26 protein-coding genes are annotated in these 26,911 nt (G+C 72.5%); 17 read left to right on the top strand and 9 right to left on the bottom strand.

Translation table 11 applies throughout. The features are described from left to right. Nucleotides 1-196 precede the first annotated feature (196 nt). The 3 genes from ACLQ24_RS17900 to ACLQ24_RS17890 all read left to right on the top strand — a co-directional run bounded on the left by ACLQ24_RS17900 (nucleotide 197) and on the right by ACLQ24_RS17890 (nucleotide 3,062). Nucleotides 197-1,372, top strand: a complete 1,176-nt coding sequence (locus ACLQ24_RS17900; RefSeq protein ID WP_425892863.1) for an alginate lyase family protein — start codon at nucleotides 197-199, stop codon at nucleotides 1,370-1,372. Between the two features lie 310 nt (nucleotides 1,373-1,682). Then, nucleotides 1,683-2,399, top strand: a complete 717-nt coding sequence (locus ACLQ24_RS17895; protein WP_425892877.1) for a VOC family protein — start codon at nucleotides 1,683-1,685, stop codon at nucleotides 2,397-2,399. 135 nt (nucleotides 2,400-2,534) lie between these two features. After that, nucleotides 2,535-3,062 (top strand): GNAT family N-acetyltransferase, encoded by a 528-nt coding sequence (locus ACLQ24_RS17890; RefSeq protein ID WP_425892862.1) that lies wholly within the window; start codon nucleotides 2,535-2,537, stop codon nucleotides 3,060-3,062. A gap of 84 nt (nucleotides 3,063-3,146) precedes the next feature. On the opposite strand, the gene ACLQ24_RS17885 is transcribed toward ACLQ24_RS17890, so the two are convergent. Beyond that, nucleotides 3,147-3,578 (bottom strand): cupin domain-containing protein, encoded by a 432-nt coding sequence (locus tag ACLQ24_RS17885; protein ID WP_425892861.1) that lies wholly within the window; start codon nucleotides 3,576-3,578, stop codon nucleotides 3,147-3,149. A 186-nt stretch (nucleotides 3,579-3,764) separates the two neighbouring features. Between ACLQ24_RS17885 and ACLQ24_RS17880 the strand changes: the two genes are divergently transcribed. Further along, complete coding sequence (locus ACLQ24_RS17880) at nucleotides 3,765-5,066, top strand: NAD(P)/FAD-dependent oxidoreductase (RefSeq protein WP_425892860.1); 1,302 nt, start codon at nucleotides 3,765-3,767, stop codon at nucleotides 5,064-5,066. Here ACLQ24_RS17880 and ACLQ24_RS17875 read toward each other — a convergent pair. Both ACLQ24_RS17875 and ACLQ24_RS17870 read right to left on the bottom strand, forming a co-directional pair. Then, the gene (locus ACLQ24_RS17875) at nucleotides 5,037-6,146 is read right to left on the bottom strand and encodes an AI-2E family transporter (protein WP_425892859.1); all 1,110 of its coding nucleotides are present in this window, start codon (nucleotides 6,144-6,146) and stop codon (nucleotides 5,037-5,039) included. The genes ACLQ24_RS17880 and ACLQ24_RS17875 overlap by 30 nt on opposite strands. Nucleotides 6,147-6,356: 210 nt before the next feature. Then, a complete protein-coding gene (locus tag ACLQ24_RS17870; protein ID WP_425892858.1) occupies nucleotides 6,357-7,331 on the bottom strand; it encodes a DUF2267 domain-containing protein in 975 nt (324 codons plus the stop codon). Nucleotides 7,332-7,532: 201 nt separating this feature from the next. Between ACLQ24_RS17870 and ACLQ24_RS17865 the strand changes: the two genes are divergently transcribed. From ACLQ24_RS17865 to ACLQ24_RS17850, 4 genes are all read left to right on the top strand, one after another. Then, a complete protein-coding gene (locus ACLQ24_RS17865; RefSeq protein WP_355233219.1) occupies nucleotides 7,533-7,847 on the top strand; it encodes a hypothetical protein in 315 nt (104 codons plus the stop codon). A 325-nt stretch (nucleotides 7,848-8,172) separates the two neighbouring features. Further along, nucleotides 8,173-8,520 carry an STAS domain-containing protein gene (locus ACLQ24_RS17860; protein WP_425892857.1) on the top strand — a complete coding sequence of 116 codons (348 nt, stop codon included), beginning with the start codon at nucleotides 8,173-8,175 and terminating at the stop codon, nucleotides 8,518-8,520. Between the two features lie 70 nt (nucleotides 8,521-8,590). Next, complete coding sequence (locus ACLQ24_RS17855) at nucleotides 8,591-9,034, top strand: response regulator (protein WP_425892856.1); 444 nt, start codon at nucleotides 8,591-8,593, stop codon at nucleotides 9,032-9,034. A 180-nt stretch (nucleotides 9,035-9,214) separates the two neighbouring features. After that, nucleotides 9,215-9,748, top strand: a complete 534-nt coding sequence (locus ACLQ24_RS17850; RefSeq protein ID WP_425892855.1) for an ATPase — start codon at nucleotides 9,215-9,217, stop codon at nucleotides 9,746-9,748. A gap of 7 nt (nucleotides 9,749-9,755) precedes the next feature. Here the strand turns inward: ACLQ24_RS17850 and ACLQ24_RS17845 are convergent, their stop codons facing one another. The 3 genes from ACLQ24_RS17845 to ACLQ24_RS17835 form a co-directional block, all read right to left on the bottom strand. Next, nucleotides 9,756-10,604, bottom strand: coding sequence for a hypothetical protein (locus tag ACLQ24_RS17845; RefSeq protein WP_425892854.1), 849 nt, complete (start codon nucleotides 10,602-10,604; stop codon nucleotides 9,756-9,758). Nucleotides 10,605-10,895: 291 nt separating this feature from the next. Beyond that, a complete protein-coding gene (locus tag ACLQ24_RS17840) occupies nucleotides 10,896-11,321 on the bottom strand; it encodes an OsmC family protein (protein WP_234588617.1) in 426 nt (141 codons plus the stop codon). A 70-nt stretch (nucleotides 11,322-11,391) separates the two neighbouring features. Continuing rightward, nucleotides 11,392-12,324, bottom strand: coding sequence for a serine/threonine-protein kinase (locus ACLQ24_RS17835; RefSeq protein ID WP_425892853.1), 933 nt, complete (start codon nucleotides 12,322-12,324; stop codon nucleotides 11,392-11,394). Nucleotides 12,325-12,520: 196 nt separating this feature from the next. On the opposite strand from ACLQ24_RS17835, the gene ACLQ24_RS17830 reads away from it, so the two are divergent. The 5 genes from ACLQ24_RS17830 (at nucleotide 12,521) to ACLQ24_RS17810 (ending at nucleotide 18,593) form a co-directional block, all read left to right on the top strand. Then, entirely contained in the window at nucleotides 12,521-12,751 is a 231-nt protein-coding gene (locus tag ACLQ24_RS17830; RefSeq protein WP_425892852.1) for a hypothetical protein, read from the top strand. 101 nt (nucleotides 12,752-12,852) lie between these two features. Next, entirely contained in the window at nucleotides 12,853-13,599 is a 747-nt protein-coding gene (locus tag ACLQ24_RS17825; protein ID WP_425892851.1) for a response regulator transcription factor, read from the top strand. A gap of 43 nt (nucleotides 13,600-13,642) precedes the next feature. Continuing rightward, entirely contained in the window at nucleotides 13,643-15,109 is a 1,467-nt protein-coding gene (locus tag ACLQ24_RS17820; RefSeq protein ID WP_425892876.1) for a sensor histidine kinase, read from the top strand. A gap of 44 nt (nucleotides 15,110-15,153) precedes the next feature. Then, nucleotides 15,154-17,367 (top strand): ArnT family glycosyltransferase, encoded by a 2,214-nt coding sequence (locus tag ACLQ24_RS17815; RefSeq protein ID WP_425892850.1) that lies wholly within the window; start codon nucleotides 15,154-15,156, stop codon nucleotides 17,365-17,367. After that, nucleotides 17,364-18,593 carry a glycosyltransferase gene (locus tag ACLQ24_RS17810; RefSeq protein ID WP_425892849.1) on the top strand — a complete coding sequence of 410 codons (1,230 nt, stop codon included), beginning with the start codon at nucleotides 17,364-17,366 and terminating at the stop codon, nucleotides 18,591-18,593. The genes ACLQ24_RS17815 and ACLQ24_RS17810 overlap by 4 nt, the downstream gene beginning before the upstream one ends. Before the next feature lie 12 nt (nucleotides 18,594-18,605). Here the strand turns inward: ACLQ24_RS17810 and ACLQ24_RS17805 are convergent, their stop codons facing one another. Continuing rightward, on the bottom strand, nucleotides 18,606-19,454 hold the full coding sequence (locus tag ACLQ24_RS17805) for an arginase family protein (protein WP_425892875.1): 849 nt from the start codon (nucleotides 19,452-19,454) through the stop codon (nucleotides 18,606-18,608). Nucleotides 19,455-19,644: 190 nt separating this feature from the next. Between ACLQ24_RS17805 and ACLQ24_RS17800 the strand changes: the two genes are divergently transcribed. From ACLQ24_RS17800 to ACLQ24_RS17785, 4 genes are all read left to right on the top strand, one after another. Then, entirely contained in the window at nucleotides 19,645-19,794 is a 150-nt protein-coding gene (locus ACLQ24_RS17800) for a hypothetical protein (RefSeq protein ID WP_007459587.1), read from the top strand. A 14-nt stretch (nucleotides 19,795-19,808) separates the two neighbouring features. Beyond that, nucleotides 19,809-21,233, top strand: coding sequence for a class I SAM-dependent methyltransferase (locus ACLQ24_RS17795; RefSeq protein WP_425892848.1), 1,425 nt, complete (start codon nucleotides 19,809-19,811; stop codon nucleotides 21,231-21,233). Nucleotides 21,234-21,282: 49 nt separating this feature from the next. Continuing rightward, the gene (locus tag ACLQ24_RS17790; protein ID WP_425892874.1) at nucleotides 21,283-23,298 is read left to right on the top strand and encodes a sulfatase-like hydrolase/transferase; all 2,016 of its coding nucleotides are present in this window, start codon (nucleotides 21,283-21,285) and stop codon (nucleotides 23,296-23,298) included. A gap of 197 nt (nucleotides 23,299-23,495) precedes the next feature. Continuing rightward, complete coding sequence (locus ACLQ24_RS17785) at nucleotides 23,496-24,779, top strand: citrate synthase (protein WP_425892847.1); 1,284 nt, start codon at nucleotides 23,496-23,498, stop codon at nucleotides 24,777-24,779. Between the two features lie 88 nt (nucleotides 24,780-24,867). Here ACLQ24_RS17785 and ACLQ24_RS17780 read toward each other — a convergent pair whose 3' ends face one another. Beyond that, nucleotides 24,868-25,512, bottom strand: a complete 645-nt coding sequence (locus ACLQ24_RS17780; RefSeq protein WP_425892846.1) for a maleylpyruvate isomerase N-terminal domain-containing protein — start codon at nucleotides 25,510-25,512, stop codon at nucleotides 24,868-24,870. A 346-nt stretch (nucleotides 25,513-25,858) separates the two neighbouring features. Further along, the coding region (locus tag ACLQ24_RS17775) for a glycosyltransferase family 4 protein (protein ID WP_425892845.1) at nucleotides 25,859-26,911 on the bottom strand (1,053 nt) is incomplete at its 5' end.

Below are 26,911 nucleotides of genomic sequence, written 5' to 3'. Positions count from 1 at the left end.
GCCGTGCGGGGGACCGGGGCGGCCTCCTGTCACGGGTCGGAGGTGAGCGCCCGGTCGATGAAAGTGGATAAATACTAAATTTTGCATAGTCTTCAATTTATCGACGTCTTCTTGCTCGGTTTCATGGCATGGGGTCGGATGTCCGGCAATTATTAAGACGGCTGTCTATTCCTCCACCCGTCCTGAGGAGATCCCCATGCGCTGTCGACGCGTACTCCTGGCGGCGGTCATCGCGCTCGCTGCCGGCGCGGTGACGCTCACCGCACCCCCGAGCGTCCAGGCTGCCCCTGCCACGTTCACCCACCCCGGCGTGCTGGTCAGCCGTCCGCAGCTCGACTTCGTCAAGGCCAGGGTGCAGGCCGGCGAGCAGCCGTGGCGCAACGCCTACAACCAGATGATGGGCAGCCGGTACGCCTCGCTGTCCCGGGTTCCCGCCCCGCGCGCCACCGTCGAGTGCGGTCCGACGTCCAACCCGAACTACGGCTGCACCGACGAGCGCGAGGACGCCATCGCCGCGTACACCGACGCGCTGGCCTGGTACATCACCGGCAACTCGGCGTACGCGCAGAAGTCGATCGCCCTGATGGACGCCTGGTCGGCCACCATCCAGCAGCACACCAACTCCAACGCCCCCTTGCAGACCGGCTGGGCCGGCTCGGTGTGGCCGCGCGCCGCCGAGATCATCCGCTACACGTACGGCAACTGGCCCAACCAGGCGCGGTTCGCCACCATGCTGCGCAACGTCTACCTGCCCGTGGTCATCGCCGGTGACTCGCGCACCAGCAACTGGGACCTGACCCTGGCCGAGGCGGCCATCGGCATCTCGATCTTCCTCGAGGACCGCACGTCGTACGACCGCGCGCTCGCCCGTTTCCGGGCCGCGGCCGCCGCGTCGATCTACATCGCCGCGGACGGGGTTCGACCCCTCTACCCGCCGGCCACCAGCGTCGACACGCCCGCCGAACTCGTCGCCCGCTGGTACGGCCAGGCCACCTACACCGACGGTCACGCGCAGGAGACCTGCCGCGACTTCGTCCACACCGGTTACAGCATCTCCGCCATCTCGCACGTCGCCGAGACCACCCGCATCCAGGGCGGTGACCTCTACCCGGAACTTCAGGACCGCCTGCGCCACACGCTCGGCTTCCACACGAAGTTCGAGAACGGCACCGCCGTCCCGTCGAGCGTGTGCGGCGGCTCGGTGGTCCTTGGCCTCGGCCCGATCACCGAGGTCGGCTTCAACGCGCTGCACAACCGGATGGGCATCGGCATGGCGAACACCCAGAGCTACACCGAGCGCAAGCGTCCCCAGGGTACGAACAACCTCTTCGTAGCCTGGGAGACCCTGACCCACGCGAACAACCCGGCGTAAGCCCGCGCTGATCCTGCGCTTCCAATCCTCGACATGGGTGCCCCTCCTGTGTCGGGGCCGGAAGTGGACCTGACCGGCGGGGGTGTCCGAGCACCGGGATACCCGACATCGGCGATGTCGAGTGGATCATCCCGGCGTCGACGTCGGCCGGCGTCGTGGATCGGCCCGGCGGCGCTCCGCCTCGTGGGTCAGGTCGGCCTGCCGTCGGCCGGCGTCGATTAATCGGATGCGCGTGGCCCCGGCCGCTCGTAGGCTTCCGGTCCCCGGGCCGACTGGGCCTCGACTTGCCGGATCGGAGATGAGCGCAACGATGGCCAGTGACCTGTTCGCGGTGTGTTTCGGTGCCAACGACCCTCCCGTCGTCGCGCGGTTCTGGTCCCAGATCCTCGGCCGGGAGTTGGTGGACGACCCCCGCGACGGCGCTCTGGTGCTGCCCGACGACAAGACCGGTTTCCGGCTGCGCTTTCCCGCGATCCCCGAGCCGAAGGTCCTGCAGAACCGGGGGCACATCGAGCTGACCAGCGAGTCGCTGGAGCACCAGCAGCAGACGATCGACCGCGCCCTGGAGTTGGGCGCGCGGCACATCGACATCGGCCAGGACCCGGACGACGACCACGTGGTGCTCGCCGATCCCGAGGGCAACGAATTCTGCGTCCTCGGCCCGGGAAACACGTTCCTCGCCGGCTGCGGCTACCTCGGCGACGTCTCCTGCGACGGTACGCAGGCCGTCGGCTATTTCTGGAGCGAGGCGCTCGGCTGGCCGCTCGTCTGGGACCAGGACGAGGAGACCGCCATCCAGTCACCCCTGGGCGGCCCGAAGATCACCTGGGGCGGTCCGCCCCTGATGCCTCGGGGCGACCGGGACCGCGTGACGGTCGACCTCGCGGTCAGCGGCGATGGCGACCGGCCGGCGGAGGTCGACCGGCTGCTGTCCCTCGGCGCCACCCTGGTCGACGCGGACCAGGCGGGCGCGGTGGTGCTGGCCGACCCCGACGGCATCCACTTCCGGCTGCTGACGTCCCGCTAGGCCGGGCGGCGGTTCCCTGGACGAGCGCAACCTCCAGGCCGTCGGAGGCGGGCCTCGGCCCGGAGGCAGCGGCCATTTCTATCGACCGGCGGGCCGGTTGGACAATTGTCGTGCAGTTCGTCAGAGTGGTCCGCCGTGAGATACCTGCGCAGCGGTGCTCCCGCCGCGATCCGGCGACCCCGGCCGGCCGACGTCGACGAGTTCGTAGCGGCAGTGCGCCGGAGTCGGGACCTGCACCATCCGTGGTTGGCCGCGCCGGACACCGCCGAGGAGTACGACCGTTACCTCGCCCGGATCCGCCGCCGCGACAGCGCCGGCTACCTGATCTGCGACCGGGCCAGCGGAGCGATCGCCGGCTACGTGAACATCAGCGGCATCGTGCTCGGCGCGCTGCGCGGCGGCTACCTGGGCTACGCGGCGTTCGAACCGTGCAGCGGCACCGGGCACGCCTCGGCGGGCATCGCGCTGGTCATCGACCACGCGTTCACCAGCGTCGGACTGCACCGATTGGAGGCGAACATCCAGCCGGGCAACGAGCCGTCCCGGCGGGTGGCCCGCAAGCTCGGCTTCCGCCTGGAAGGTTTCTCCCCGGACTACCTGTACCTCGACGGCGCGTGGCGCGACCACGAACGCTGGGCCATAACCGCCCCGAACCGTGCGTGATCAGGAGGTTCGCGTCACGACATGCCGCGAAGCGAGTGACGCGAACCTCCTGATCAACCAGGTGTGACTCGGTGAGGTGTTACCTCACTGGAAGTCGCAACCCGGGTTGGGCGCGTCGACCGACAGGGGTGACCCGGTCGGCAGGACGTAGAGAACCTCTAGCACCACCGGAACCTTGCCGCGGTTGACGCCCATGTGCACGTGATCCGCGCCGGCCGGCTCCTTGATGAAGCTCCCGCGAGGGTAGACGCCATCGGACGCGCAGGTCGCGTCGAAATGGCTCAGCGTACCCTGCTTGACCCAGCCGAAGAGTTCACCCTTATGCCAGTGCCATCCGGTGGCCTGGCCGGCCGGGATGGTGATCTCACGCAGGATGTAGTCGGTGTTACCGATCGTGGTCTGCGTGATGATGGTGCCCACCACACCCGAGCCCGCTGGCGTCGCCTGGGCCGGGGTGGTCACCGTGAGCGTGGCGCCGACGACCATCGCGGCGGCCGCCGCGGCTCCGGTCATCATGCGCCGCATGGAGGAGTGCTTCGACAACATGCTTCCTCTCGATTGCATAATAATGCGCTCGTATCCTACGAACCTGGAATGAACGGACTCTGGATATTTGATCTACTCACGCGCGGCCGATCGCTGGGCGCCGGTGCGGGCGACGTTTTGACGTTTGTCCGGGCGTGCTAAGGGAAACGGCCGGCAATGACGAAACCTCGTGTGGTGATCGTGGGGGCCGGGTTCGCCGGTTACCACGCGGCGAAGACGTTGAGCCGGATCGCCCGGGACCGGGCCGAGATCGTGGTGCTGAACTCCACCGACTACTTCCTGTACCTGCCGCTGCTGCCCGAGGTGGCCGCCGGGGTGGTCGAGCCCACGCGCATCGCCGTGCCGCTGACCGGGACCCTCAAGGGCGTCCGGGTGGTGATCGGCGAGGCGGACCACGTCGACCTGCAGAACCGGTGGGTCGGCTTCACCCAGCCCGAGGGGGAGAAGAACCGCCTGGCGTACGACCGGCTGGTCCTCGCCGTGGGCAGCGTCAACAAGCTGCTACCCATCCCGGGCGTCACCGAGTACGCGCACGGCTTCCGCGGCCTGCCCGAGGCCGTCTACCTGCACGACCACATCGTCCGTCAGGTGGAACTGGCCGAGCAGGCCGAGGACCCGGCGGAGCAGCGGGCCCGCTCCACGTTCGTGGTGGTCGGCGCGGGCTACACCGGCACCGAGGTCGCCGCGCACGGCCAACTGTTCACCGACGCCCTGCACGCGCAGCGCCCCCGCCTCACCGTCCGGCCCCGCTGGATGCTGCTCGACGTCGCTCCCCGCGTGCTGCCCGAGCTGGACAAGAAGATGTCTGACACCTCGCACAAGGTGCTCGACAAGCGCGGCGTGGACGTGCGGATGGGCACCTCGGTGGCCGAGGCGACCTCCGACGGGGTCAAGCTCACCGACGGCGAGTACGTCCCGACCTGCACGCTCGTGTGGTGCGTGGGAGTGCGGCCCGACCCGTTCGTCAACGAGTTGGGCCTGCGCACCGAGAGGGGCCGGCTGGTGACCGACGAGTACCTCAACGTCCCCGGCTATCCGGAGGTCTTCGCCTGCGGCGACGCCGCCGCCGTGCCCGACCTGGTCAATCCGGGGCAGATCTGCGGCATGACGGCCCAGCACGCGGAGCGTCAGGGCAAGCGTGTGGCGCACAACATCGCCGCGTCGTACGGCTTCGGGAAGCGCAAGCCGTACAAGCACCACGACCTGGGCTGGGTGGTCGACCTGGGCGGCAAGGACGCCGCCGCGAACCCGTTGCACGTCAACCTCGGCGGGCTGCTGGCCAAGGCGGTCACCCGGGCGTACCACCTGATGGCGATGCCCGGCAACCGCACCCGCGTGGGGGCCGACTGGGTGCTCGACGCCGCGCTCACCCGCTCGGCCGTTCAGTTGGGGCTGGTCCCGGCGAACGCCGTGCCGCTGGAGAGCACCTCACCGGAGGTCGCGGCGCGGGGTCGCTGAGCGGGGCGGGTCCGCCGGGCGCGCCGGGACCACTGGGCGGGGCGGGTCCGCCCGGCGCGGGCCGTACTCGCGCAGCAGGATCTGCGCGATGCCGGCGGCGGGGATGGCCAGCAGCGCGCCGAGCAGCCCGGCCAGCTCCGCCGCGAGCAGCACGCTCAACAGCACGGTCAGCGGGTTGAGCCGCACCGCGCGGGCCAGGATGAGCGGCTGGAGCAGATGGTTCTCGACCTGCTGGTAGACCACGAAGAAGACGAGCACGACGATCCCAGCGGTGGGGGAGCGCAGGAACCCCGCCCCGGTGGCGATCACCGCGCCGATCGTCGCGCCGACCAGCGGCACCAGGTCGGCCACCGCGACCAGCAGCGCGATCGCCGCGGCGAACGGCACGCCGGTGACGCTCAACACCAGGAAGGTCAACGCGCCGCAGATCACGCTGATCACCAGGTTGCCGGTGAGGTAGCCGGTGACGGTCCGCGACACCTCCCGGCCGACGCGGCGCAGCCGCTCGCCCTGACCGTCCCCGGCCACCGCGAGGACGCCGCCGGTGATCCGCGGCGATTCCAACACCATGAGGTACGCCAGCACGACGACCGTGACCAGCCCCGCGACCCCCTCCACGACGCCGCGCAGCACCCCGACGGCCGGTTGACGCAGTCGACTGCCGGCGGCGCGCAGTTCGTCGGCGTGCGCGCTGACGTAGCGCCGTGCCCCGGTGCGTTCCAGGAACGCACCGACCGGGCCGCGTCCGGCGCGCGCGTCGCGCAGCAGGTCGGGCCCTCGCTCGACGAACCGGCCCAGCTCGTCCAGCAGCGGCACCAGGATCACCGTCGCGAGGACCGCCAGCACGACGAACGCGGCGAGGAACACGAGCAGCGTGGCCAGCGCCCGGTGGCGCACGAACCGGCGTTGCAGCCGGTCCACTGCCGGTTTGAGCGCGACCGCGAAGAAGGCGGCCACCACCGCCCAGACGAGCACCCGACGGGTCGCGTACACGAAGGCCAGCGCGAGCGCGGTGGCCAGCACCAGTCCGATCACGACCAGGGTCCGGCGGGCGGTCGCCCGATCGTCGGCGTTGCTCACCCGCCGGGCCTTCCCCGCGCACACCGCCGGAAACCCGGCATTGCGGCCGGTACCGCCGGTCGGCCCCGGGCCGGCCGGCGTCCGTGTGCTGCCGTCAGCGACCGGCGTCCGTCGGCGGCGCAATTCATGACGGCACGCTGACCGAGCGCCGGACGGGCCGGCGGCGCGGGATCACCCGCGTCCACCGGCCCGCGGACGCCATCGGGGCGGTCAGCCGCCGGCCATTCCGGCGCCCACCTCGTCGATCGCGTCGTCGATCGAGTGGGCGAGGTCCACGTCGAGCGCGGTCACCCCGTCCGCCTGGTTGGTGCGGACGGTCAACACGGCTGCCGTGCCGCCCGGACGCCCGATGCTCGGGCCGCGCCCGGTCTCCTGGCGCAGCCGGTCGAGCCGGGCGAGCACCCGGTCGAGGTTGTCCGGCGGCAGCGCGACCACGCGGTACAGGCCGGCGGCGTCACCGGCCCAGTACGGCAGATCGTCCAGCGCCGCCTGGAGCTGCTCCTCGTCCAGGGTGGGTGTGGTGGTGGAGGCGCCCACGATGCCCCCGCCGGCCGCCGGCGGATTCAGCAACTCCCGCAGACCGTCAGGGACGTGCAGGGACTCGACCAGGTCGCCGTCCTGCTCGGCGAGCGCGGCGAATGTCGCCTCCGCCTGGTAGCGGGCCTGCTCCGGCGTACGTCCGCTGATCCGGCCCACCTCGGCCAGGAAGCCGGGTAGGTCCCGGTGACGCTCGATGCCGTCCACGGGCACGACGTCGTGCAGCGAGTTCGGCACGGCGGCGAGCAGTCGTTGCCGCTCCGCCGCGTCGAGCGCGAAGGCCAGCACCAGCACCGTCGCCTCGGCGCCCACCTTCGCCGTCGAGAAGTCGACCCCGGACCGGCGTCGGACGTCCTCGACCAGATCGCGGTAGCCCATGCTTGTCACTCCGGCCGCTCCACCGGGAGGCGGCTGGGGTCGCGGATTGTCCGGGGTACCCCTCGACGGCGGCGCCGGTCCGCCGCGCGTGGTGTCCGACTTGTGCCGTCCGGCCGACGGCGGGCCAGCCCGCTTGCCCCGGTCCAGGCTGGTGAGCTGCTTGGAGGCGCTCAGGCTCGCGCCGTACTCACTGGGCTGGCCGCCCTGTTCGCGGGCCTGCCGGGCCAGCGCCCGGCGACGCTGGTTGTCGCCCTCCATCTGCTTGCGCATGGTGACGCCCCTTTCGCTGGGGATCGATCCTGCACCGGTCGCGTTCCCGCCGTGCGGGGAGCCGAAACGGACGCTGTCGGCCGGGTAGGGCCGAGCGCGGGCCGGGCTTCATCCGCCCGGGGTGAGGGGTGCTCACCCGCGCGGCCCGCACGATCGGGGCAGGACCGCAGTTCTTCCGAGGTACGCGGAAGGAAGGTCGTCATGAAACGGATCGTCGAGATCGTTCCCGCCCGCCCCGGCTGGTACGCCCGCTGGCAACTCACGCCCGACGCGACCCGGTGCTACCCGGTGAGTCTGTGGGCGTTGCTGGAGGAGGCCGACGGAACCGGCCGGGAAGTGGTCGGAATGGACTGCATCGGCCAGTGGCCGGGTGCCGACGACAACGAGGCTGGTGGGGAGTTTGTCCGCTACCTGTACCAGACGCCCGACTCGGGTGAACCCGACGACATCGAACCCCCGTCGACCATCGAGCTGCGCGACGGCGCGCCCCGGCTCCAGCCGATGACCGCGCCCTAGGCATTTCTCCGGCCCCCGACCCCAGGTCCCAGGGTCGGGGGCCACCCCCTGTGCAGGCGTGCGGCCGTCAGCCGGTGGCGCGCAGGTCGTCGTCGACGGTGGTCTGCACACTCAGCAGCTCGGTGAGGCCCGTGCGGTCCAGCACCCGGGCGACGGCCCACGCGTTGGCCCTGGGCCGTGCCGGGCTGACCGCCGCGTCCCGTTCCGCCGGCTGACCAGAGCTGCCAGACGATCACCACACGCTGCGGCCTGTCCCACCCCCTTGCGTATACTTGCCGCACTGCAAACGTCCCACCCCGTCGGTGGAGCGAGCGAGGGGGAGACGGTGACGTTCAGTGTCAGCGACGCCGAGCGCGGCGGCGGTGCCGCCTGCCTGCGGCTCGCCGGTGAGCTGGACCTGAGCACGGCCGACGAGTTGGCCGCCGCCATCGACCGGCTCAACGCCGCCGGCGAGCGTCGGGTGCTGCTCGACCTCACCGACCTGACCTTCTGCGACTCCACCGGGATGGCCGTGTTCGTTCGGGGCGACAACCAGGCCGCTGCCGACGGAGGCTGGTTGAGGATCACCGGCGCCAGTGGGCGGGTCGAGCGTGTGTTGCGGGTCACCGGTCTGGCCGACGTGCTCCGATACGTTCCGGACACGGCCGACCCGGCGTCCCAGAGCGCCCCCTGATGGGCTAGATTTCCCCGCCAGCGTGGTGACCGTCCGGTTTCCATTCTCCGCCGACCCGAGGCAGGTAGTGATGGGCGACAGCCCGCAGCCGGTACGCATTCTGGTGGTCGACGACGATCCCGGCGACGTGCTGATGATCGAGGAAGCGTTGGCCGACTCCGACGTCGAGAAGGTCATCGACGTGGTCAGTGACGGCGAGGAGGCGATGGAGTTCCTCCGGGCCGAGGGTCGCCATTCGCAGGCCCGTCGACCGGACGTGATCCTGCTCGACCTCAACATGCCGCGCATGGACGGACGTCAGGTGCTCGGTGCGGTCAAGCAGGACGAGGATCTGCGGACCATCCCGATCGTGGTGCTGACCACCTCGAACGCGGACACCGACATCGTCGGCAGCTACACGTTGCAGGCCAACGCGTACGTCACCAAGCCGATCGACCTGGACGACTTCAACGACGTGGTGCGCCGCATCGACGAGTTCTTCGGCCGCGTGGTCGTGCTGCCCAAGCGTCCCTGATCCACCCGACGTGGGCCGGTCGGCATTGTCCCCGCCGCCGGCCCGGTACCGTCCCGAGCCGCACCGTACGGCCCGTCGCGCGCGCATGCTGAACAATTTTCCCGAACCGCCTCGGCGGGTGTCGCCGCGTCCGAGGATCCAGGTGGGGAAGTAACAGCGGCTGCCTGGGGGGGCGACAGTATGAGGTTCTCCGTTGTGAAGACCGGCTACGACCAGCGGCAGGTGGATTCCTGCCTGGATGGGCTGGCGATCCGGTTGTCCCGACTCGCGGCACGGGCGGAGGGCGCTGCCGGGGCGACCCGCGAGTGGGACGAGATCCGCCAGGAGGCGACCTGGCTCAGCGGCCTGCTCCAGCGGCTGGACCTGGGCGACGGCGCCACCACCCGACTGGCCGGCGACGCGGTGCGACAGGAGGCGGCCGAGATCCTGGCACAGGCCCGCCGCGCGCTGGACGAGGCCCGCGAGGAGGCCCGTCAGGTCCGCGAGCAGGCGTACGCGGACGCTGTGCAGGCCCGGCGCGACTTCGAGGAGACGCTGCACGCGCGCCGCCGTCGGGAGGCGCTGGTGGACGAGATCCTCACCGGTGTGACCGTCGAGCCGGTGCCGGCCGACACGCCCACGGCCGCGGCCGGCACGGGCGTACCCGCGACCCGGGTGGCGGCGGGCGGTCGGGACACCGGCGCGCAGCCGCCCACTGGCCGGACGGCCCGCTGAGGCGGCGTCAGGCCAGGAGCGCCGCTGCGACGGTGGTGGCGCGCTCCTCGTGCGGGGCGTACGCGTCGGGGTACGCGGAGACCTGTACGGCCTGGGCCGCGGCGGTGAGGCTCATGTCCTGCCAGCCGGGGATCTCGGCCAGGGCGGTGTAGAAGGCCCGGGCGGCGTACGACGGGCGCATCAGCTCGGCAACCGTGCCCCACCCGCTGCTGGGTCGCTGCTGGAAGAGTCCGACCGAGTCGTGGTCGGAGCCGCTGCCCTGGTGCGGGTACTCGCTCGATTCCGGCAGCACGTCGCTGGCGAGGTTGTAGAGGTTGCTCTCCTGCATCGCGGTCGCGAGTGCCACCACCAGGGCGCGGCGCGGCATCTTCAGCTCCAGGCCAACGTCCACGATGATCTTGGCATTGTCCATCTGCGCCTGGTCGAGCCCGGCGACCGGGCGCGGCCGGCGCGGCTTGACCGGCTTGCGGGGCGCCTTGCGGGTCACGATGGGCGCCGGGGTCGGCGAGGCCGTCGGGGTGGGGATGACTCGGGCGGGGGCGGCGTCGCGGTCCAGCGACCGGGAGGCGCGCTCGTCGGCGATGGCGGCACGGTCGGCCAGCGCGTCGGCCATCGGCCGTATCGGCTGCGGGGCCTCCGGCGTGTCGTGGACGGCGGCGAACGCGCCCAGGCCGAGGCAGCACGTGACGCCGGCGGCCAGGGCGACCCGGACCGGGGTGGAGCCCAGCAGGGCGCGGCGCGGCGGGTCGGGGACCCGGTGACGGCCGATCGTCCGTTCGGTTGATGCGGCGTCCCCCGTGCGGGTGGTCGAGGGCGCGTCGGTCAGCTTCTGGGCGGAGGGGTCGTCGGGATGCACCCGCCGAGGCTAGACAGTCGGTAGCCCGCCGCCATCGGTCCGTACTGTGGCATACGCAACAATTTGCCCGAATTCTGGGTTCGAGAACGGTCGAAAGCCGGTTATGCCGGCATAACCTCGCCAATCAGGCGAGACGGATATTCCCGATTCGGCCGGTCAACTCGGTCACCGTGTGCCGGTGGTGGGCCGATTCCCGCCGCCCTCTGGTCATCCCCCTTTTGGCGGACGGCGGGATCCGCCGAAAGCGTGAGGCCAGCGCGTCCGACCGGCTGATGGGGCACCTCGGGGCGCTCAGTGCCGGCCGTTCTCGGCCGGGGTGACGGTCAGCCGGTGCCGCGTGTTGTCGCCGCTGGAGAAGGGCCAGAGCCGGTCGGCGTACTCGACCAGGTCGGCCAACTGCGCCCGGCTCAGACCGGCAGAGGAGATCGAGGCGTGCACGTCGGCCCGGTAGCGGCCGTCGTCGTCGCGGCCCAGCTTCGCCTCGGCGCGCACCTGGACCGTGTGCGCCTCGTCGGTGATCTCCCCGGCCGCCTCCACCGCCGCGTGGTGCAGGCAGGACGCGAAGGCCGCGGCCAGCAGTTGCTCCGGTCTCAGGCCGGTGCAGTGCGCCGCCAGCGGCGACGCGAGCGGCGTGGAGAGCCCGCCGTCATCGGTTCGGACGTGGCCACCCTCGGCGGTGGCGGTGGCCTCGTGCAGCCAGGAACTCGGACTCGGCATCGCGTTCCTCCCGTCGCTCACCCGCCCGGCTACCCGGCCCGGGGCGGACGAAACGCCACGGTGGCCCGGGTCAGCTCCCGTCCACCACCGAGAACGCCTCGGTGGCCTGCGCGGCTGCCCGCTCGGTCCACGGCGACGACCTCGCCGACGGTGCCCGCTGCGTGGGGATCGCCATCGGCACGTACACCCGGGCGTCCACGACCTCGGCCAGCAGCAGCGCCGCGACCAGACTGGTCGGACGCTCCACCGGATCGTCGGTCAGGCAGGAGCGGCACAGCTCGGACACCTCCGGCGGGAGACCGTCGATCTCCGGCAGCGGCTCGGGCTGCCGGGACCGGCGCGCCGCCAGCAGCTCGGCCGGGCTGTCCGCCCGGTACGGGAGCCGGCCGGTGAGGCAGTAGTAGAGCAGCACACCGAGGGCGTACATGTCGGCGGCCGGGGTGGCGGGCGCGCCGTCGAGCTGCTCGGGCGCCAGGTACGCCGGGGTGCCGAGCAGCATGCCGTCGGGCATCGGGTCCGAGGTGCCGGCGGCGGTGGCGATGCCGAAGTCCAGGACCTTCACCCCCGCCGGGGTGAGGATGACGTTGGCCGGCTTCACGTCGCGGTGCACGATGCCGCTCGCGTGGGCGGCGGCCAGCGCGGCGGCGACCTCGGCGCAGACCCGTACCGAGATGTGCCAGTCCAGCGGACCCGCCCGCAGGTGCGCGGCCAGCGTCTCGCCCTCGGCCAGCTCCATCACGATGTAGGGCAGCTGGCGGCCGGGAAGCGTCGAGGAGGTGCCGAAGTCGTGCACGCTCGCGACGTTCGGGTGCACCAGCCGGGCCGCCGAGCGGGCCTCCGTGCGGATGCGGTCCACCGTGTCGTGGCGGCCGGCCGGGCCGGGGGCGATCAGCTTCACCGCGACCGGCCGGTCCAGCACACGGTCGTGGGCCCGCCACACCTCGGACATCCCGCCAACGCCGATACGCTGTTCGAGCTGATACCGCCCGTCCAGCGTACGCATCGACAACTCCTCGTCCTCGTCCTCGTCCCGCCAGCGGCGGATGCCTCCGATCGCGGTACCCGGGGGCCGAGCTGGGCAAACCGCGACGACCGCCGATCCCGCCGTACCTCGGCCTGGGCCGCCGCCGGGTGCGGTAGCTTGCGAGCCAGGGCCGCGCGCACCGAGCGTGTCGGCACCGTCACGCAAGGGGGCTGCGATGGGCGAGGTCACCGTACGCTTCGTCGGCGGTCCGGCGGACGGCCTGGTCCGGGAGGTGCCGGCCGAGCCGGACGGCGCCCCTCCGCAGCGGTGGATCATGCGGCACCCGGGCGGCACCGGCCCGACGCAGCCGGGCCCCGACCACCTCTACGAGCGCGACCGGCCCGACGGTCACGGCGGGTGGAGCATGCGGTTCGTGCGGACCGACGCGTACGGGGTCTCCGAGTGACCACGGTCGGAGCCTGAGCGGTGGCCCGGCGTCCCGGCCGCACAGCTGGCACACAGGCAGAGCAGAGGCGCGACACAGCGGACCCGTCCACGATGGGGGACATGGTCATCCAGGGGCAGACCGTGCCGGGCCGGATCGAGTTGCGCCGCCCGGACGGCGAACCGGTCCGAGTGCTGGTGGTCGACGACGAGGCGACGCTGACCGACCTGCTGTCGATGGCGCTGCGCTACGAGGGTTGGCAGGTACGCAGTGCCGGCAACGGCATGGCGGCGTTGAGCACCGCGCGGCAGTTCCAGCCGGACGCCGTCGTGCTCGACGTGATGCTGCCCGACCTGGACGGCTTCCAGGTGCTGCGTCGGCTGCGCGAGCACGCCCCCACCGTGCCGGTGCTCTTCCTGACCGCCCGTGACGCGGTCGAGGAGCGCATCGCCGGGCTGACCGTGGGAGGCGACGACTACGTGACCAAGCCGTTCAGCCTGGAAGAGGTGATCGCCCGGCTCCGCGCGCTGCTGCGCCGCTCGGGCTTCGCGGTCGCCGCCCAGGAGGAGGCGGTGCTTACCGTCGGCGACCTCAGCCTCGACGAGGACAGTCACGAGGTCCGGCGCGCCGGCCAGCTCATCACGCTGACCGCGACCGAGTTCGAGCTGCTGCGCTATCTGATGCGTAACCCGCGCCGAGTGCTCAGCAAGGCGCAGATCCTCGACCGGGTCTGGAACTACGACTTCGGCGGCCAGGCGAACGTGGTGGAGCTGTACATCTCGTACCTGCGCAAGAAGATCGACGCCGGGCGTCCGCCGATGATCCACACACTGCGCGGCGCGGGCTATGTCCTCAAGCCCGCCGACTGACGCACCCGGCGGGGGACGACCGGCGCGCGCCGTCCGGCGCTGGCTGGCCGGCCGGTCCCTGCGGACCCGGCTGGTGCTCGCCCTGGTCGCGCTGCTCGCCCTGGTCAGCGTCGCGATCGGCGGGCTCACCACGATCGCCCTGCGGCACTTCCTGGTCGGCCAGGTCGACACCCAGTTGACGATGGGGGACCGGCCCCGCGCCGACGTACCGCCGTGGTTCCCCCAGGGCGGCGACCCCGGGCGGCCCGCGCCACGGCCGGGTACGGTCGCACCGTCGTCGCCGGAGCCCCCGCGTGGCTTTCCGCCGGGCTCGCTCGCCGTACGCCGTGCCGACGGCGTCACCACGGCGACGAGGAGCACCGAGAGCGGCAGCCTCGCCGAGGTGCCCGCCGCCGACGCCGCACGGCTGGCCGCGCTGCCCACCGACGGCCGGCCGCGCACGGTCACCCTCGGCGAGGGCGACGTCCGGGCGGTGGCGCGGCAACTGCCCAACGGGGTCGTGCTGGCCGTGGCGATCCCGCTCAGCGGCGTACAGGACATTGTCTGGGCGCTGGTCGCCGCGCAGGCCGGGGTCGCCGGCATCGGGCTGCTCCTCGCCGGCGGCGCGGGCGCCCTGATCGTGCGAGCCACGCTGCGACCGCTGCACCGGGTGGCCGCCACCGCCACCCGGGTCACCGAGCTGCCGCTGGACCGGGGCGAGGTCGCGCTCGCCGTCCGGGTGCCGGCCGCCGACACCGACCCCCGTACCGAGGTCGGCCAGGTCGGTGCGGCGCTGAACCGGATGCTGGGCCACGTCGCGGACGCGCTGGCCGCGCGGCAGGCCAGCGAGACCCGGGTACGCCAGTTCGTCGCCGACGCCAGCCACGAGCTGCGCACCCCCCTGGCGGCGATCCGCGGGTACGCCGAGGTCGCCCGGCGCGGGCGCGACGAGGTCCCCGTCGACGTGGCGCACGCGCTGCGCCGCGTCGAGTCCGAGAGCACCCGGATGACACGCCTCGTCGACGACCTGCTGCTGCTGGCCCGGCTCGACACCGGCCGGCCGCTCGCCGTGGATCCGGTCGACCTGTCCGCCCTCGTGGTGGACGCGGTCAGCGACGCGCACGTGGCCGGCCCGGACCATCGCTGGCGGCTCGACCTGCCCGAGGTGGTGATCCGGGTGCCCGGCGACGCCGCCCGCCTGCACCAGGTGATGGCGAACCTGCTGGCCAACGCCCGCGTGCACACCCCACCCGGCACGACGGTCACCACCACACTCTCCGTTGAGGCGGACACCGCCGTGCTCACCGTCGCCGACGACGGACCGGGGGTGCCGGCCGAGGTGCGACCGGAGATGTTCGAGCGGTTCGCGCGGGGCGACAGCTCCCGGTCCCGGGCACACGGCAGCACCGGGCTCGGGCTGGCGATCGTGGCGGCCGTCGTCGAGGCGCACCGCGGCACGGTCGGCGTCGACAGCCGTCCGGGCCGGACCGTGTTCGCCGTCCGCCTGCCGGATCCCACAGCTGACGCATAGGCGGCGCACGGGGTCCCGCCAGTTCGGCCGCCGAGGCTGGCGGCATGGACCAAACAGACACCCCGTCGACGACGCCCGCCGAACCGGTCGGGCCGCCCCACCCGAGCACACGCCCCGCGGAACACCGGCCTCCGGCGGGCCGTGCGGCGACCTGGACCCGGCCCGCTCTGCTGGCCCTGCTCCTGGGCACCGGCCTGCTCTACCTCTGGGGCCTGGGCGCCTCCGGCTGGGCCAACTCGTTCTACGCGGCCGCCGTGCAGGCCGGCTCGGTGAGCGGCAAGGCGTTCTTCTACGGCTCGTCCGACGCGGCCAACTCGATCACCGTGGACAAGACGCCCGCCTCGCTCTGGCTGATGGCCCTGTCGGTGCGGATCTTCGGGTTGAACAGCTGGGCGATGCTCGTCCCGCAGGCGCTGTGTGGGGTCGCCTCCGTCGGCGTGCTGTACGCGAGCGTGAAGCGCTGGTACGGGCCGGTCGCCGGCCTGATCGCCGGAGCGGTCCTCGCCGTCACCCCGGTGGCGACGCTCATGTTCCGCTTCAACAACCCCGACGCCCTGCTCGTGCTCCTGCTGCTCGGCGGCGCGTACGCCACCGTGCGCGCGTTGGAAACGGCCAGTACCCGGTGGATCGTTCTGGTCGGCGCGCTGGTCGGCTTCGGCTTCCTGACCAAGATGCTCCAGGCTTTCCTGCTGGTGCCAGTGTTCGCCGGCGTCTACCTGGTGGCCGCCCCGACCGGGCTGTGGCGGCGGGTGCGGCAACTCTTGCTGGCCGGCCTCGCGGTGGTGGTGTCCGCCGGCTGGTGGGTGGCCGTCGTCGAACTCGTCCCGGCCAGCGCGCGTCCGTACGTCGGCGGGTCGCAGGGCAACAGCATCCTGGAGCTGACCCTCGGCTACAACGGTCTCGGCCGGATCACCGGCGACGAGGTGGGCAGCGTCGGCGGCGGCGCCGGACGGATGGGCGGTGGCGGTGGGCCGTTCGCCGGGCAGACGGGCCTGCTGAGGATGTTCGACGGCGAGGTCGGCGGTCAGATCTCGTGGCTGCTGCCGGCCGCGTTGATCCTGCTGGTCGCAGGCCTGCTGGTGGCCGGTCGGGCCGCGCGTACCGACCGCACCCGGGCCGGTCTGCTGCTGTGGGGTGGCTGGCTGCTGGTTACCGGACTGATCTTCAGCTTCATGTCCGGGATCTTCCACGCCTACTACACCGTGGCGCTCGCGCCGGCCGTCGGCGGGCTGGTCGGCATCGGCGTCACCCTGCTCTGGCGGCAGCGCCGACCGCGGCCCGCCCCGTCCGCCGGCGCGCACGAGGAACCGGTGCTGGTGTCCCGGTGGCAGCGGTGGCGTCCGCTGGCCGCCACGGCGACGCTCGCCGCCACCCTCGCGGTCACCGTCTGGTGGGCGTGGGTGCTGCTCGGGCGCAGCCCCGACTGGTACCCATGGCTGCGTGCCGTCGTGCTGGTCGCCGGCCTGCTCGGCGCGGCTCTTCTCCTGCTGGCTGTCCGACTGCCCCGGTGGCTGGTGCCCGTGGTGCTTGGCGTCGGTGCGGCGGCGGCCCTCGCGGGACCGGCGGCGTACGCGGCGCAGACCGCCGCGACCCCGCACACCGGCTCGATTCCGAGCGCCGGTCCGCCCGCGGCGGGCGGATTCGGCCGAGGTGGCTTCCCCGGCGGGCGACCCCCCGGCGGCATGGCGTTCCCGGGCGGGCAATTCTCCGGCGACGGCCGCAACGGCGCTCAGCGGCCCGGCGGCGACGGCAACCAGAACGGCGGACGGTTCCCGGGCTTCCCTGGCGGCGGCCGGCTGCCCGGTGCGCCCGGTGGCGTTCAGCCGCCCGGCTTCCCGGGTGGTTCTCCCGGCGGCGGGGGATTACGGGAGGTCGGCGGCGGCATGGGCGGTCTGCTCGACGCCCGCGAGCCCAGCGCCGCGCTGCGCGAGTTGCTCGAGCGCGACAGCGATGACTACACCTGGGTGGCGGCCACCGTCGGTTCCAACAACGCCTCCGGCTATCAGTTGGCCACCGGCGACCCGGTGATGCCGATCGGCGGGTTCAACGGCAGCGACCCGTCACCAACGTTCGCGCAGTTCCGGCGCTACGTCGCCGAGCGCAAGATCCACTACTTCGTGGGTGGTGGCGGCTTCCGTGCCAACGGTGGCAGCTCGGCCTCGCAGGAGATCTCCACCTGGGTCGCGGAGACCTTCACGGCGCAGACCGTGGACGGGGTCACCGTCTACGACCTGAGCACCGGCGCGGACGCGTCGTGACCGCGCTCAGCGGCCCGCGTCCCGCCGTCCAGACTCGGCCCACCACCACCGGGGCGGTGCTGGACGTGGTGATCCCCGTCTACAACGAGGAGATCGACCTCGGGCCGTGCGTACGCCGGCTGCACGCGCACCTCACCGAGCACTTCCCGTACCCGTTCCGGATCACCATCGCCGACAACGCCAGCGTGGACGACACCCTGACGGTCGCCGACGCCCTTCGCGGCGAACTGCCGGGCGTCGAGGTGCTGCACCTGGACGCCAAGGGGCGGGGGCGAGCGCTGTCCGCCGCGTGGTCGGCCTCGTCCGCGCCGGTGCTGGCGTACATGGACGTGGACCTGTCCACCGATCTCGCGGCGCTGCTGCCGCTGGTCGCGCCGCTCATCTCCGGCCACTCCGACCTGGCGATCGGCACCCGGCTGGCGCGTACGTCCCGGGTGGTGCGCGGCGCCAAACGGGAGGTCATCTCCCGGGCCTACAACCTGCTGCTGCGCGGCGCGCTGTTCGCGCGGTTCTCCGACGCGCAGTGCGGGTTCAAGGCGATCCGCGCGGACGTGGCCGGTGAGCTGCTGCCCCTCGTGCGGGACACCGGGTGGTTCTTCGACACCGAGCTGCTGGTGCTGGCGCAGCGGGCCGGGCTGCGCATCCACGAGGTGCCGGTGGACTGGGTCGACGACCCGGACAGTCGCGTCGACATCGTCGCCACTGTCCTGGCCGACCTGCGGGGGATGGGTCGGCTCGGCCGGTCCCTGGTGACCGGCGCGCTGCCCCTGGCCGAGCTACGCGCGCAGCTCGGTCGGGCACCGCTGGCCGCGCCACCGGCGCAGGTGCCGGTCGGGCTGCCCGGGCAGCTGGTCCGGTTCGCCGCCGTCGGGGTGGCCAGCACGCTGGCGTACCTGCTGCTGTTCGTGGCCACGCGGGGCGCCCTCGGCGCGCAGCCGGCGAACCTGTTGGCCCTGCTGGTGACGGCGGTGGCGAACACGGCCGCTAACCGGCGGCTGACGTTCGGCATCACCGGCAGCCGGCACGCCGGTCGCCACCACGTCCAGGGGTTGCTGGCGTTCGCGCTTGGCCTGGCGCTGACCAGCGGGGCGTTGGCGGTGCTGCACGCCGTCGTGGCCGTGCCCGCCCGGCCGGTGGAGCTGGCCGTGCTGGTGGCCGCGAACCTGGCCGCGACCGTGCTGCGCTTCGTGCTGCTGCGCCTCGGCATGCACCACCGGCGGGGCTGAGGCAGCGGCGGTTCAGCCGCCCAGCATCTGCGCGAGGACCTCGACGACGCGTCGCGCGTGTCGCCCGTCGGGGTCCTCGTCGGCGTTCAGGTCGGTCACGCTCATCCCGAGTAGCCGGTCGGCGCGGGCCAGCGGCGTGACCAGTGCGACGAGGTCGGGCCAGCGCAGCCCGTCCGGCTCCGGGTACGTCACCGCGGGCAGGTCTCGCGGGTCCACCACGTCCAGGTCGAGGTGCAGCCAGGCAGGCCCGTCGCCGCCGGCAGCCAGGCTCGCTCCGACTGCGCCAGCGCCGAGACGCAGCAGGTCGGGGGCGGGCACCTGGTGGATCGCGGGATCGATCCGGGACGCCTCGACCCGACTGCTCTCGTCGGTGGCCGGGCGGTGGCCGAGCAGGTGCACCCGAGCGGGGTCGAGCAGCGCGCCGTCGACCCCGATGGCGGCGGTGGGCCCGTGCCCGGTGACCACCGAGAGGTCCATGTCGGCGGCCTCGCCGGTTGGCGAGGTCGCGCCGTCGAGGAAGTCGGGGTGCGCGTCGACGAACCACAGCTCCGTCGTGCGGGGCAGGGCTCGGCAGATACCGGGAAGGATCGCGCAGTCGCCCCCGAGCACCAGCGGTCGGTGACCGTCCGCTATCAGCGCACCGATCCGCGCGCTGATGGCGGCGCCGGCCCGGACCAGGTCGTCGGCGCCGATCACTCCGCTCGCGGGTTCCCGGTTCGGGTCCTGCAACCGGGCCTCGGCGATCGGCCCGTCGTCGTCGCTGGCCAGGGCGTCGCGCAGGCCGGCCCGGCGCAGGGCCGACGGTGCCCGCTCCTCGCCGCGGCCGCTGCCGGAGGAGTCCAGTGGAGCGTCCACGATCATCCAGCGCACGCTTCGCAGCCTACCGACGAGAACCGCTTCCTGTGGCCGGGCTGGGAGTCCTCGGATGTGGCCGCGACGGCGCGGACGAGCAGCGTACGGTGATGGGCAAGTCCGGCTTTCTGGGTCAAAAGCCTCACCGCTGTATTCCTGGGACGCCGGTGTCGAGACGGGCGAGGGGAAGGAGCGGTCGGTGATCCATCTGGCCTACCTGGACGCGGGATCGGGCAGCCTGATCGTGCAGGCCGTCGTCGGCGGGGTGGCCGGCGCCGCGGTCGCCGCCAAGCTCTACTGGCGGCGGCTGGTCGACCGGTTCCGCCGGCAACCCACCGACCAGCGGTAGCGGTCACTGCGACGATGACGACCACACCCACCGGGGTACGCCCCGAGCCCGCCTCCTTCCGCGACCCCGCCAACCGGGTCTTCCACGTCGGCGACGAGGTGCTGCGCGGGCTCGACGCCCAGGCCGCCGAGCACTGGCGCACCCTCGCCGCCAGCCCGTTCTTTCCCGCGCTCGTCTCGGCGGGCAAGGTCTGCGCCACCGAGGACGCCCCACCCACGCTGGCACCCGCCGACGCCGGGTGGGCGGCGGTGCTGCGGCACGAGCGCATCCCGTTCGTCTCCCACCCGTACGAGTGGTCCTTCGGCATGCTGCGCGATGCCGCGCTGCTGCACCTGGAGATCCTGCGCACGGCCCTCGCCGACGGCTTCACCACCAAGGACGGCTCCGCCTACAACCTTCAGTGGAGGGGTGCGAAGCCGGTCTTCATCGACATCGGCTCGTTCGAGCCGGTCCGCGACGGCGAACCGTGGGCCGGCTACCGGCAGTTCTGCCAGACCGTGCTCTACCCGCTGCTGCTCACCGCGCACCTGGGCGTGGACTTCCAGCCCTGGCTGCGCGCCCAGGTCGACGGCATCGAGGCCGAGCAGTTGCGCCCCCTCTTCGGTGGCACCCGTCGACTGCGCCCCGGCGTCCTGACCCACCTGCACCTGCACGCCGCCATGCAGCAGCGCAACGCCGCCGCCAGCACCAGCGACGTCAGGGCCCAACTCCGGGCCGCCGGCTACTCGCGCCAGTTGCAGGCGGCCACGGTACGCGGCATCGAGAAGCTGGTCCGCCGGTTGGAGCACCGCCCGGCCGGCAGCCACTGGTCCGACTACCAGCGCACCTGCGGCTACTCGGCACGCGACCGCGTCGCCAAGGAGCAGTTCGTGGTCGCCGCGGTGGCCGCCGCCGGCCGTCCGCGCCTGGTGCTCGACCTGGGCGCCAACGACGGCCGGTACGCGCGACTGGCCGCCGGACACGCCGACTACGTGGTCGCCGTCGAGCAGGACCCGGCCGTCGTCGACGAGTTGTACCGGGCGCTGCGCTCGGAGGGCCAGCACAGGATCCTGCCGCTGGTGGTCGACCTGGCCGACCCGTCTCCCGGCGGCGGCTGGCGTGGCGTCGAGCGCGCCGGCTTCGCGCAGCGGGCGTCGGCGGACGTCGTGCTCGCCCTGGCCCTGGCGCACCACCTGGCCATCGGCCGCAACGTGCCGCTGGTGGAGGTCGTCGACTGGCTGGCCGGGCTGACCGCGCCCGGCGGGGCCGTGGTGGCCGAGTTCGTCCACCCGGAGGACCCGATGGCCGCCCGACTGCTGGCCAACAAGCCCGACGGCCTCTTCCCGGACTACCGGCGCGACACCTTCGAACGGCTCCTCGCCGCTCGGGGCCGGATCACCGACCGGCTGGAACTGCCCTCGGGCACCCGCACGCTCTACCGGACGGTGCTGGGTGGCTGACCCGGCCGCCGCGACTCCGTCCGCTCCACCACCGGCGGAACCACCGCCACTGCCACCGCCGAGCCCAGCCGGGCGCTGGGAGCGGGGTTGGCGCGGCGAACTGGGTCGGCTGCTGGAGATCGTCGCGCTGGTCGGGCTGGTCGTCACCCAGCCGCTGCTGGACGTGCTCGGTCGTAGCCCCGACTTCTTCCTGTTCCACCGCGCCGACACCGGCCAGATCCTGCTGCTGGTCGCGCTGGTGGCGCTCGTGCCCACGGTGCCCGTGGCGGCGGTCGGCGTACTCAGTCGACTGGCCGGCCGGACCGCCCGCGCGCTCACCCACACCGCGCTGCTCGGCCTGCTGCTCGCCGCTCTCGCCGTGCAGGTGGGCCGGCACGCGATGCCGCTTCGGGGCGTACCCCTGCTGGGTCTTGCCGGTCTGGCCGGTGTGGTCGGCGCGGCGGCGCACCGGCGGTGGCGGGCCCCGGGCCGCGCGCTGCGACTGGCCGCCGCCGGACCGGTGGCGTTCGTGGCGCTGTTCCTGTTCGTCTCGCCCACCTCGGCGGTCGTGCTGCCCCGAGGTGACGGTGGCGCGGTCGGCACCGCGCAGGGCGCGGCCGTGCACCCACCGGTGGTCATGCTGATCCTCGACGAGCTGCCGCTGGTCAGTCTGCTCGGCCGCGACGGCCGCATCGACGCGGCACGGTTCCCGCACTTCGCCGAGCTGGCCGGCGGCTCGACCTGGTACCGCAACGCCACCGGGGTCAGCGGCTGGACGCCGAACGCGCTGCCGGCGATGCTCACCGGCCGCTACCCGGCCCGGGCGGTCGCGCCGCACTACTCGCAGTACCCGGACAACCTCTTCACCGCCTTCGGCGGCCTGTACGACATCCAGGCCCAGGAGAGCATCACCCGGCTCTGCCCACCCAGCCGCTGCGAGCAGCCGGTCGCCCCCGAGCAGGGACTCGGTGTGCTGGTGAAGGAGACCGGCAAGCTGCTCGGCCGGGTCGCCGGGCCGACCGAGAGCGCGGTCGACCCGGAGGACTCCTACCGTGAGCAGACCCGTGTCGAGGCCGGCGTGGACGCTGCCGAGCCGGTGCCGGCCGACCCCAAGTTCCGCTGGGACAGCCTCGACGACAACCAACCCGCCCGGTTCACCAGCTTCCTCGCCGGGCTGAAGCCGCAACCCCGACCCGCCCTGCACTTCCTGCACCTGCTGATGCCGCACTCGCCGTGGGCGTACCTGCCGTCGGGCGCGCGCTACGACGCCCCCGAGGACCTGCCCAACGACGGCGCCGGCTGGGTCGAGCTGGCCCGCCAGCGCCACCTCGCCCAACTCGGCTACACCGACCGGCTGATCGGGGAGACGCTGCGCACGCTGCGGGCCAGCGGCCTCTACGACCAGGCCCTCGTCGTGGTCACGGCCGACCACGGGGTGAGCTTCCGGCCGGGCGCGCAGGGCCGGGGGATGGACGCCATCAAGGCCGCCGCCGGCGAGGTCGCCTGGGTACCCCTGTTCGTCAAGGCGCCACGGCAGCAGACCGGCCGGGTGGACGACCGCAACTGGGAACACGTCGACCTGCTGCCCACCGTCGCCGACGAGGCCGGCATCCGGCTGCCCTGGCGGGTGGACGGCCGCTCCGCCCGGCAGGCCCCGCGCGCCGACGCCACGAAACACTTCTACGACACCCCCGGCGAAGCGGTCACCTTCGCCGGCGGGGTGCCCACCCCACCGCCGCTGCCGACACCGCACCCCCTGGTCGGCACCGAGGTACGCGCCGGCCCGCCCGGGGGCAGAGCCAAGGTCGCCGACCTGGCCGCGTTCCGGGCGACCGATCCGGACACCGGCACCCTCCCGGCGCTCGTCTGGGGTGACGTGCCGGACGCGATACCGGACGGCACGCTGCTGGCCGTCGCCGTCAACGGGCGGATCGGCGCGGTGGTCCCGGTGGTGCCGACGGACCCGGGTGGACGTCGCTTCGCGGCGCTGCTCACCGACGACCGCCTGTTCCGGGCCGGCACGAACCAACTCGACGTCTACCAGGTCACGGCCGACGGGACGCTGCGCCGCCTGATGCTGTCCTGAGCTGGCGGTGAGGCTGGTTCTGGGCGCCTGTCGTGGGACTCCCACCTGCCGGGATTGCGGGTTTCTCGGCCTACTGGTCGGGAATCGGGTGACGCATACCTCACCGCCGAACCACGGCGGGCAGTGTCCCCCGGACCGCAATTACGGTAGAAGCGAAGGCAATTCAACGTAGATCTGCCGGCGAAGCGAGGAACCACATGACGGAAGTCAAGCTCGACCACCCCGGCGGGCAGCTGTCGATGCCGGTGCATTCCGCGGTCGAGGGCCCCGCTGGTATCGGGGTGAGCAAGCTGTTGAAGGAAACCGGGATGACGACGTACGACCCCGGTTTCGTCAACACCGCGGCTGCCTCATCCGCGATCACCTACATCGACGGCGACGCGGGCATCCTGCGTTACCGGGGGTACCCGATCGAGCAGCTGGCCGAGAAGTCCTCCTTCCTGGAGGTCTCGTACCTGCTCATCTACGGTGAGCTGCCCACCGAGCGGCAGCTGACCGAGTTCACCGAGTGGATCCGGCGGCATTCGCTGCTGCACGAGGAGATGCGTCGCTTCTTCGACGGCTTCCCCCGCGACGCCCACCCGATGGCGGTGCTGTCGTCGGCGGTGAGCGCCCTGTCGACCTTCTACCAGGACAGCCTGGACCCGTTCGACTCCGAGCACGTGGAGATCTCCACGGTCCGGCTCATGGCGAAGGTTCCCACCATCGCGTCGTACGCGTACAAGAAGTCCATCGGGCAGCCGCTGCTCTACCCGGACAACTCCCTCGGGTACGTGGACAACCTGCTGCGCATGACGTTCGGTGTGCCGGCGGAGCCGTACGAGGTCGACCCGGTCATGTCGAAGGTGCTGGACATGCTCTTCGTCCTGCACGCCGACCACGAGCAGAACTGCTCCACGTCGACCGTCCGGCTGGTCGGCTCCAGCAACGCCAACCTGTTCGCCTCCGTCTCGGCGGGCGTGAACGCGCTGTTCGGCCCACTGCACGGCGGGGCCAACCAGGCGGTGCTGGAGATGCTCCAGCAGATCCACGCCGGCGACGGCGACGTCCGGTCCTTCGTCCGCAAGGTCAAGGACAAGCAGGACGGCGTCAAGCTCATGGGCTTCGGCCACCGGGTCTACAAGAACTACGACCCGCGGGCGGCGATCGTCAAGAAGGCCGCGCAGGACGTGCTGGGCCGCATGGCCAAGCCGGACCCGCTGCTGGACATCGCCATGGAGCTGGAGGAGATCGCGCTCGCCGACGACTTCTTCGTATCCCGGCGGCTCTACCCGAACGTGGACTTCTACACCGGCCTGATCTACAAGGCCATGGGCTTCCCCACGAAGATGTTCACGGTGCTGTTCGCGCTCGGCCGGCTCCCCGGCTGGATCGCCCAGTGGCGCGAGATGATCAACGACCCGGAGACCAAGATCGGCCGTCCGCGGCAGGTCTACGTCGGTGCCGCCGAGCGGGACTACGTCCCGTTCAACGAGCGCTGACCTCCGCTTCTGGTACGAACGCAGGCCGCCGACCCGATCCCGGATCGGCGGCCTGCGCCATCCGGGCCGAAACCCTCGACCAAGGGGGTCAGAAGGCGGAGATGTCGCGGGCTCGCTCGCTGCGGCTCAGTGCGCCGATCAGCGCGGACTGGCCGTGCCGGCGGACGGCCAGCCGGACCAGCAGGTCGCGTACGGGGTCGAAGACCTCCGCCGGGAAGACCGGGGTGGGCACACCGACGCTGACCGCGAGGTCGTCGGAGTGCACGACGATCTCCAACTGGCGCGTGAGCAGGAAGTCGGCGCGGCGCAGGGACCAGCCCTGCCACGGGATCGGCACCACGTCGAGTGCCGTTCCCCGCGACAGCAGGTCGCTGACCTGCGCCAGCGCCTCGCCGGAGCGGGAGTGCAGATCCTCCGGCCCGCGCCGCGCGTCGGCCTCGTCCGGGCCCTCGGCGACCGCGTCCTCGTCGGGAGTGCCCTCCGTGACCCAGGCGGCCCGTTCGTAGTGGCTGTCGGCCGATTCGAGCGGGGGCAGGTCGGCGGGTGTCGGCAGCAGCTCCGCCGCCCGTACGGCCTGCCGCCCGAGGTGGCACGCCAGACCGCCCACGGACAGGTGCGGCAGGGCGCTCGGACGCGACCACTGCGCGGACACCTCGGGGCGCCGGATCAGGTCCAGGGCGATCGAAGCGGCGACCGGGAAGGCGGAATCGAGGGCGTCGACTGGACGAGACATCCGCACATTCTGGCAGGGCGAGCCTCGCCCGGGATGACCGACGGGTCCGGTCTCGGGTCGACCGGCGGACGGGGCGACGAGGGTGTGCAAGTCGTCCTTTGCTCTGCTTCAGCCCAGGAAACACCTGACGTCCGATAATCGGACACGAGGTGTTTCCTTCGTTGAAGCAGAGCAAAGGACGCGAGGGGGAGGTGCGGAGGGGAAGGTGCCGAGGGGGAGGTGCCGTCGTTCGGCGTGCGGCGTCGATGGGCGGGCGGTGACGGCCTACGGGAAGTTGGGGTGTCTCCGCGCCTCGGACACCCCGACTTCCAAGAGACGCGAGTGGATCAGGGAGAGCAGAGGCATCTCAGCGCAGGCCGGCGGCGGCGAGCAGGTTGCCTTCGGGCAGCGCGGGAAGGGCCCGGCCCTGGGACATGCGCTGTTCGGCGCGCTCCGCCGTGAACGTGGCGTCGTTGGCGATGGCGGCGCCGTAGCTGGCGGCGGTGCGCTGGGCGATGGCGGACCAGCCGTACTGGTCGCGGACCGTCCGGCGGGCGCGTCGGGCCATGGCGCGGGCGCGTTCACGGTCGGACAGCAGCGCGTCGACGGCGTCGGCGAGGCTGTCCGGGTCGTGGGGGCGGAACGTCATCCCGGTCGTGCCCGGTTCGACGATCTCGGCGAGGCCACCGGTGGCGGCTACGGCCAGGGGCGCTCCGGCTGCGGCGCCCTCGAGAGCGACCATGCCGAACGGCTCGTAGATGCTCGGCACGGCGAAGCAGTCGGACGCGGCCATCAGCGCCGGCAGGTCGGTGCCGCCCAGGAAGCCCGGCATGGTCACCATGCCACCGAGGCCGTGGCGGTGCACCTCGGCCTCCAGTTCGGCGCGGTACGGGCCGTCGCCGGCGATCACCGCGCGCAGCCCGGGGTGCCGCTCGCGCAGCTTGGGCAGGGCGGCGATGAGGTGCTGGACGCCCTTCTCGTACACCAGCCGGCCGGCGAAGGTGACCAGCGGACCGTCCCCGGCGAACCGGGCCCGCGCCGCGGCGACGTCCCGCGCCGGCACCTTCCAGCGGTACGACTCGACACCGTTGGCGACCACGTCGACGCGCCCGGTGGGTACGCCGAACAGGACGTTGACCTCGTCGCGCATGTAGCCGGAGCAGACGATGACCCGGTTGGACTCGCTGCTGAGCCACTGCTCGACGCCGTGGATGGTGCGGTTCATCTCCTCGGGCAGCCAGCCCTGGTGCCGCCCGGCCTCGGTGGCGTGGATGGTGCTGACGAGGGGGATGTCCAGGTGGTCGCGCAACGTCATCGCGGTGTGCGCGACGAGCCAGTCGTGGGCGTGGATGACGTCGTAGGCGCCGGCCTGGGTGGCGCGCAGGGCGGTGCGGGTGAGGGTGTGGTTGAAGGCCATGGT

The sequence above is a fragment of the Micromonospora sp. DT4 genome (assembly GCF_049841675.1).
GTDB lineage: Bacteria > Actinomycetota > Actinomycetes > Mycobacteriales > Micromonosporaceae > Micromonospora.
This window is presented reverse-complemented; position numbering and strand designations above follow the sequence as displayed.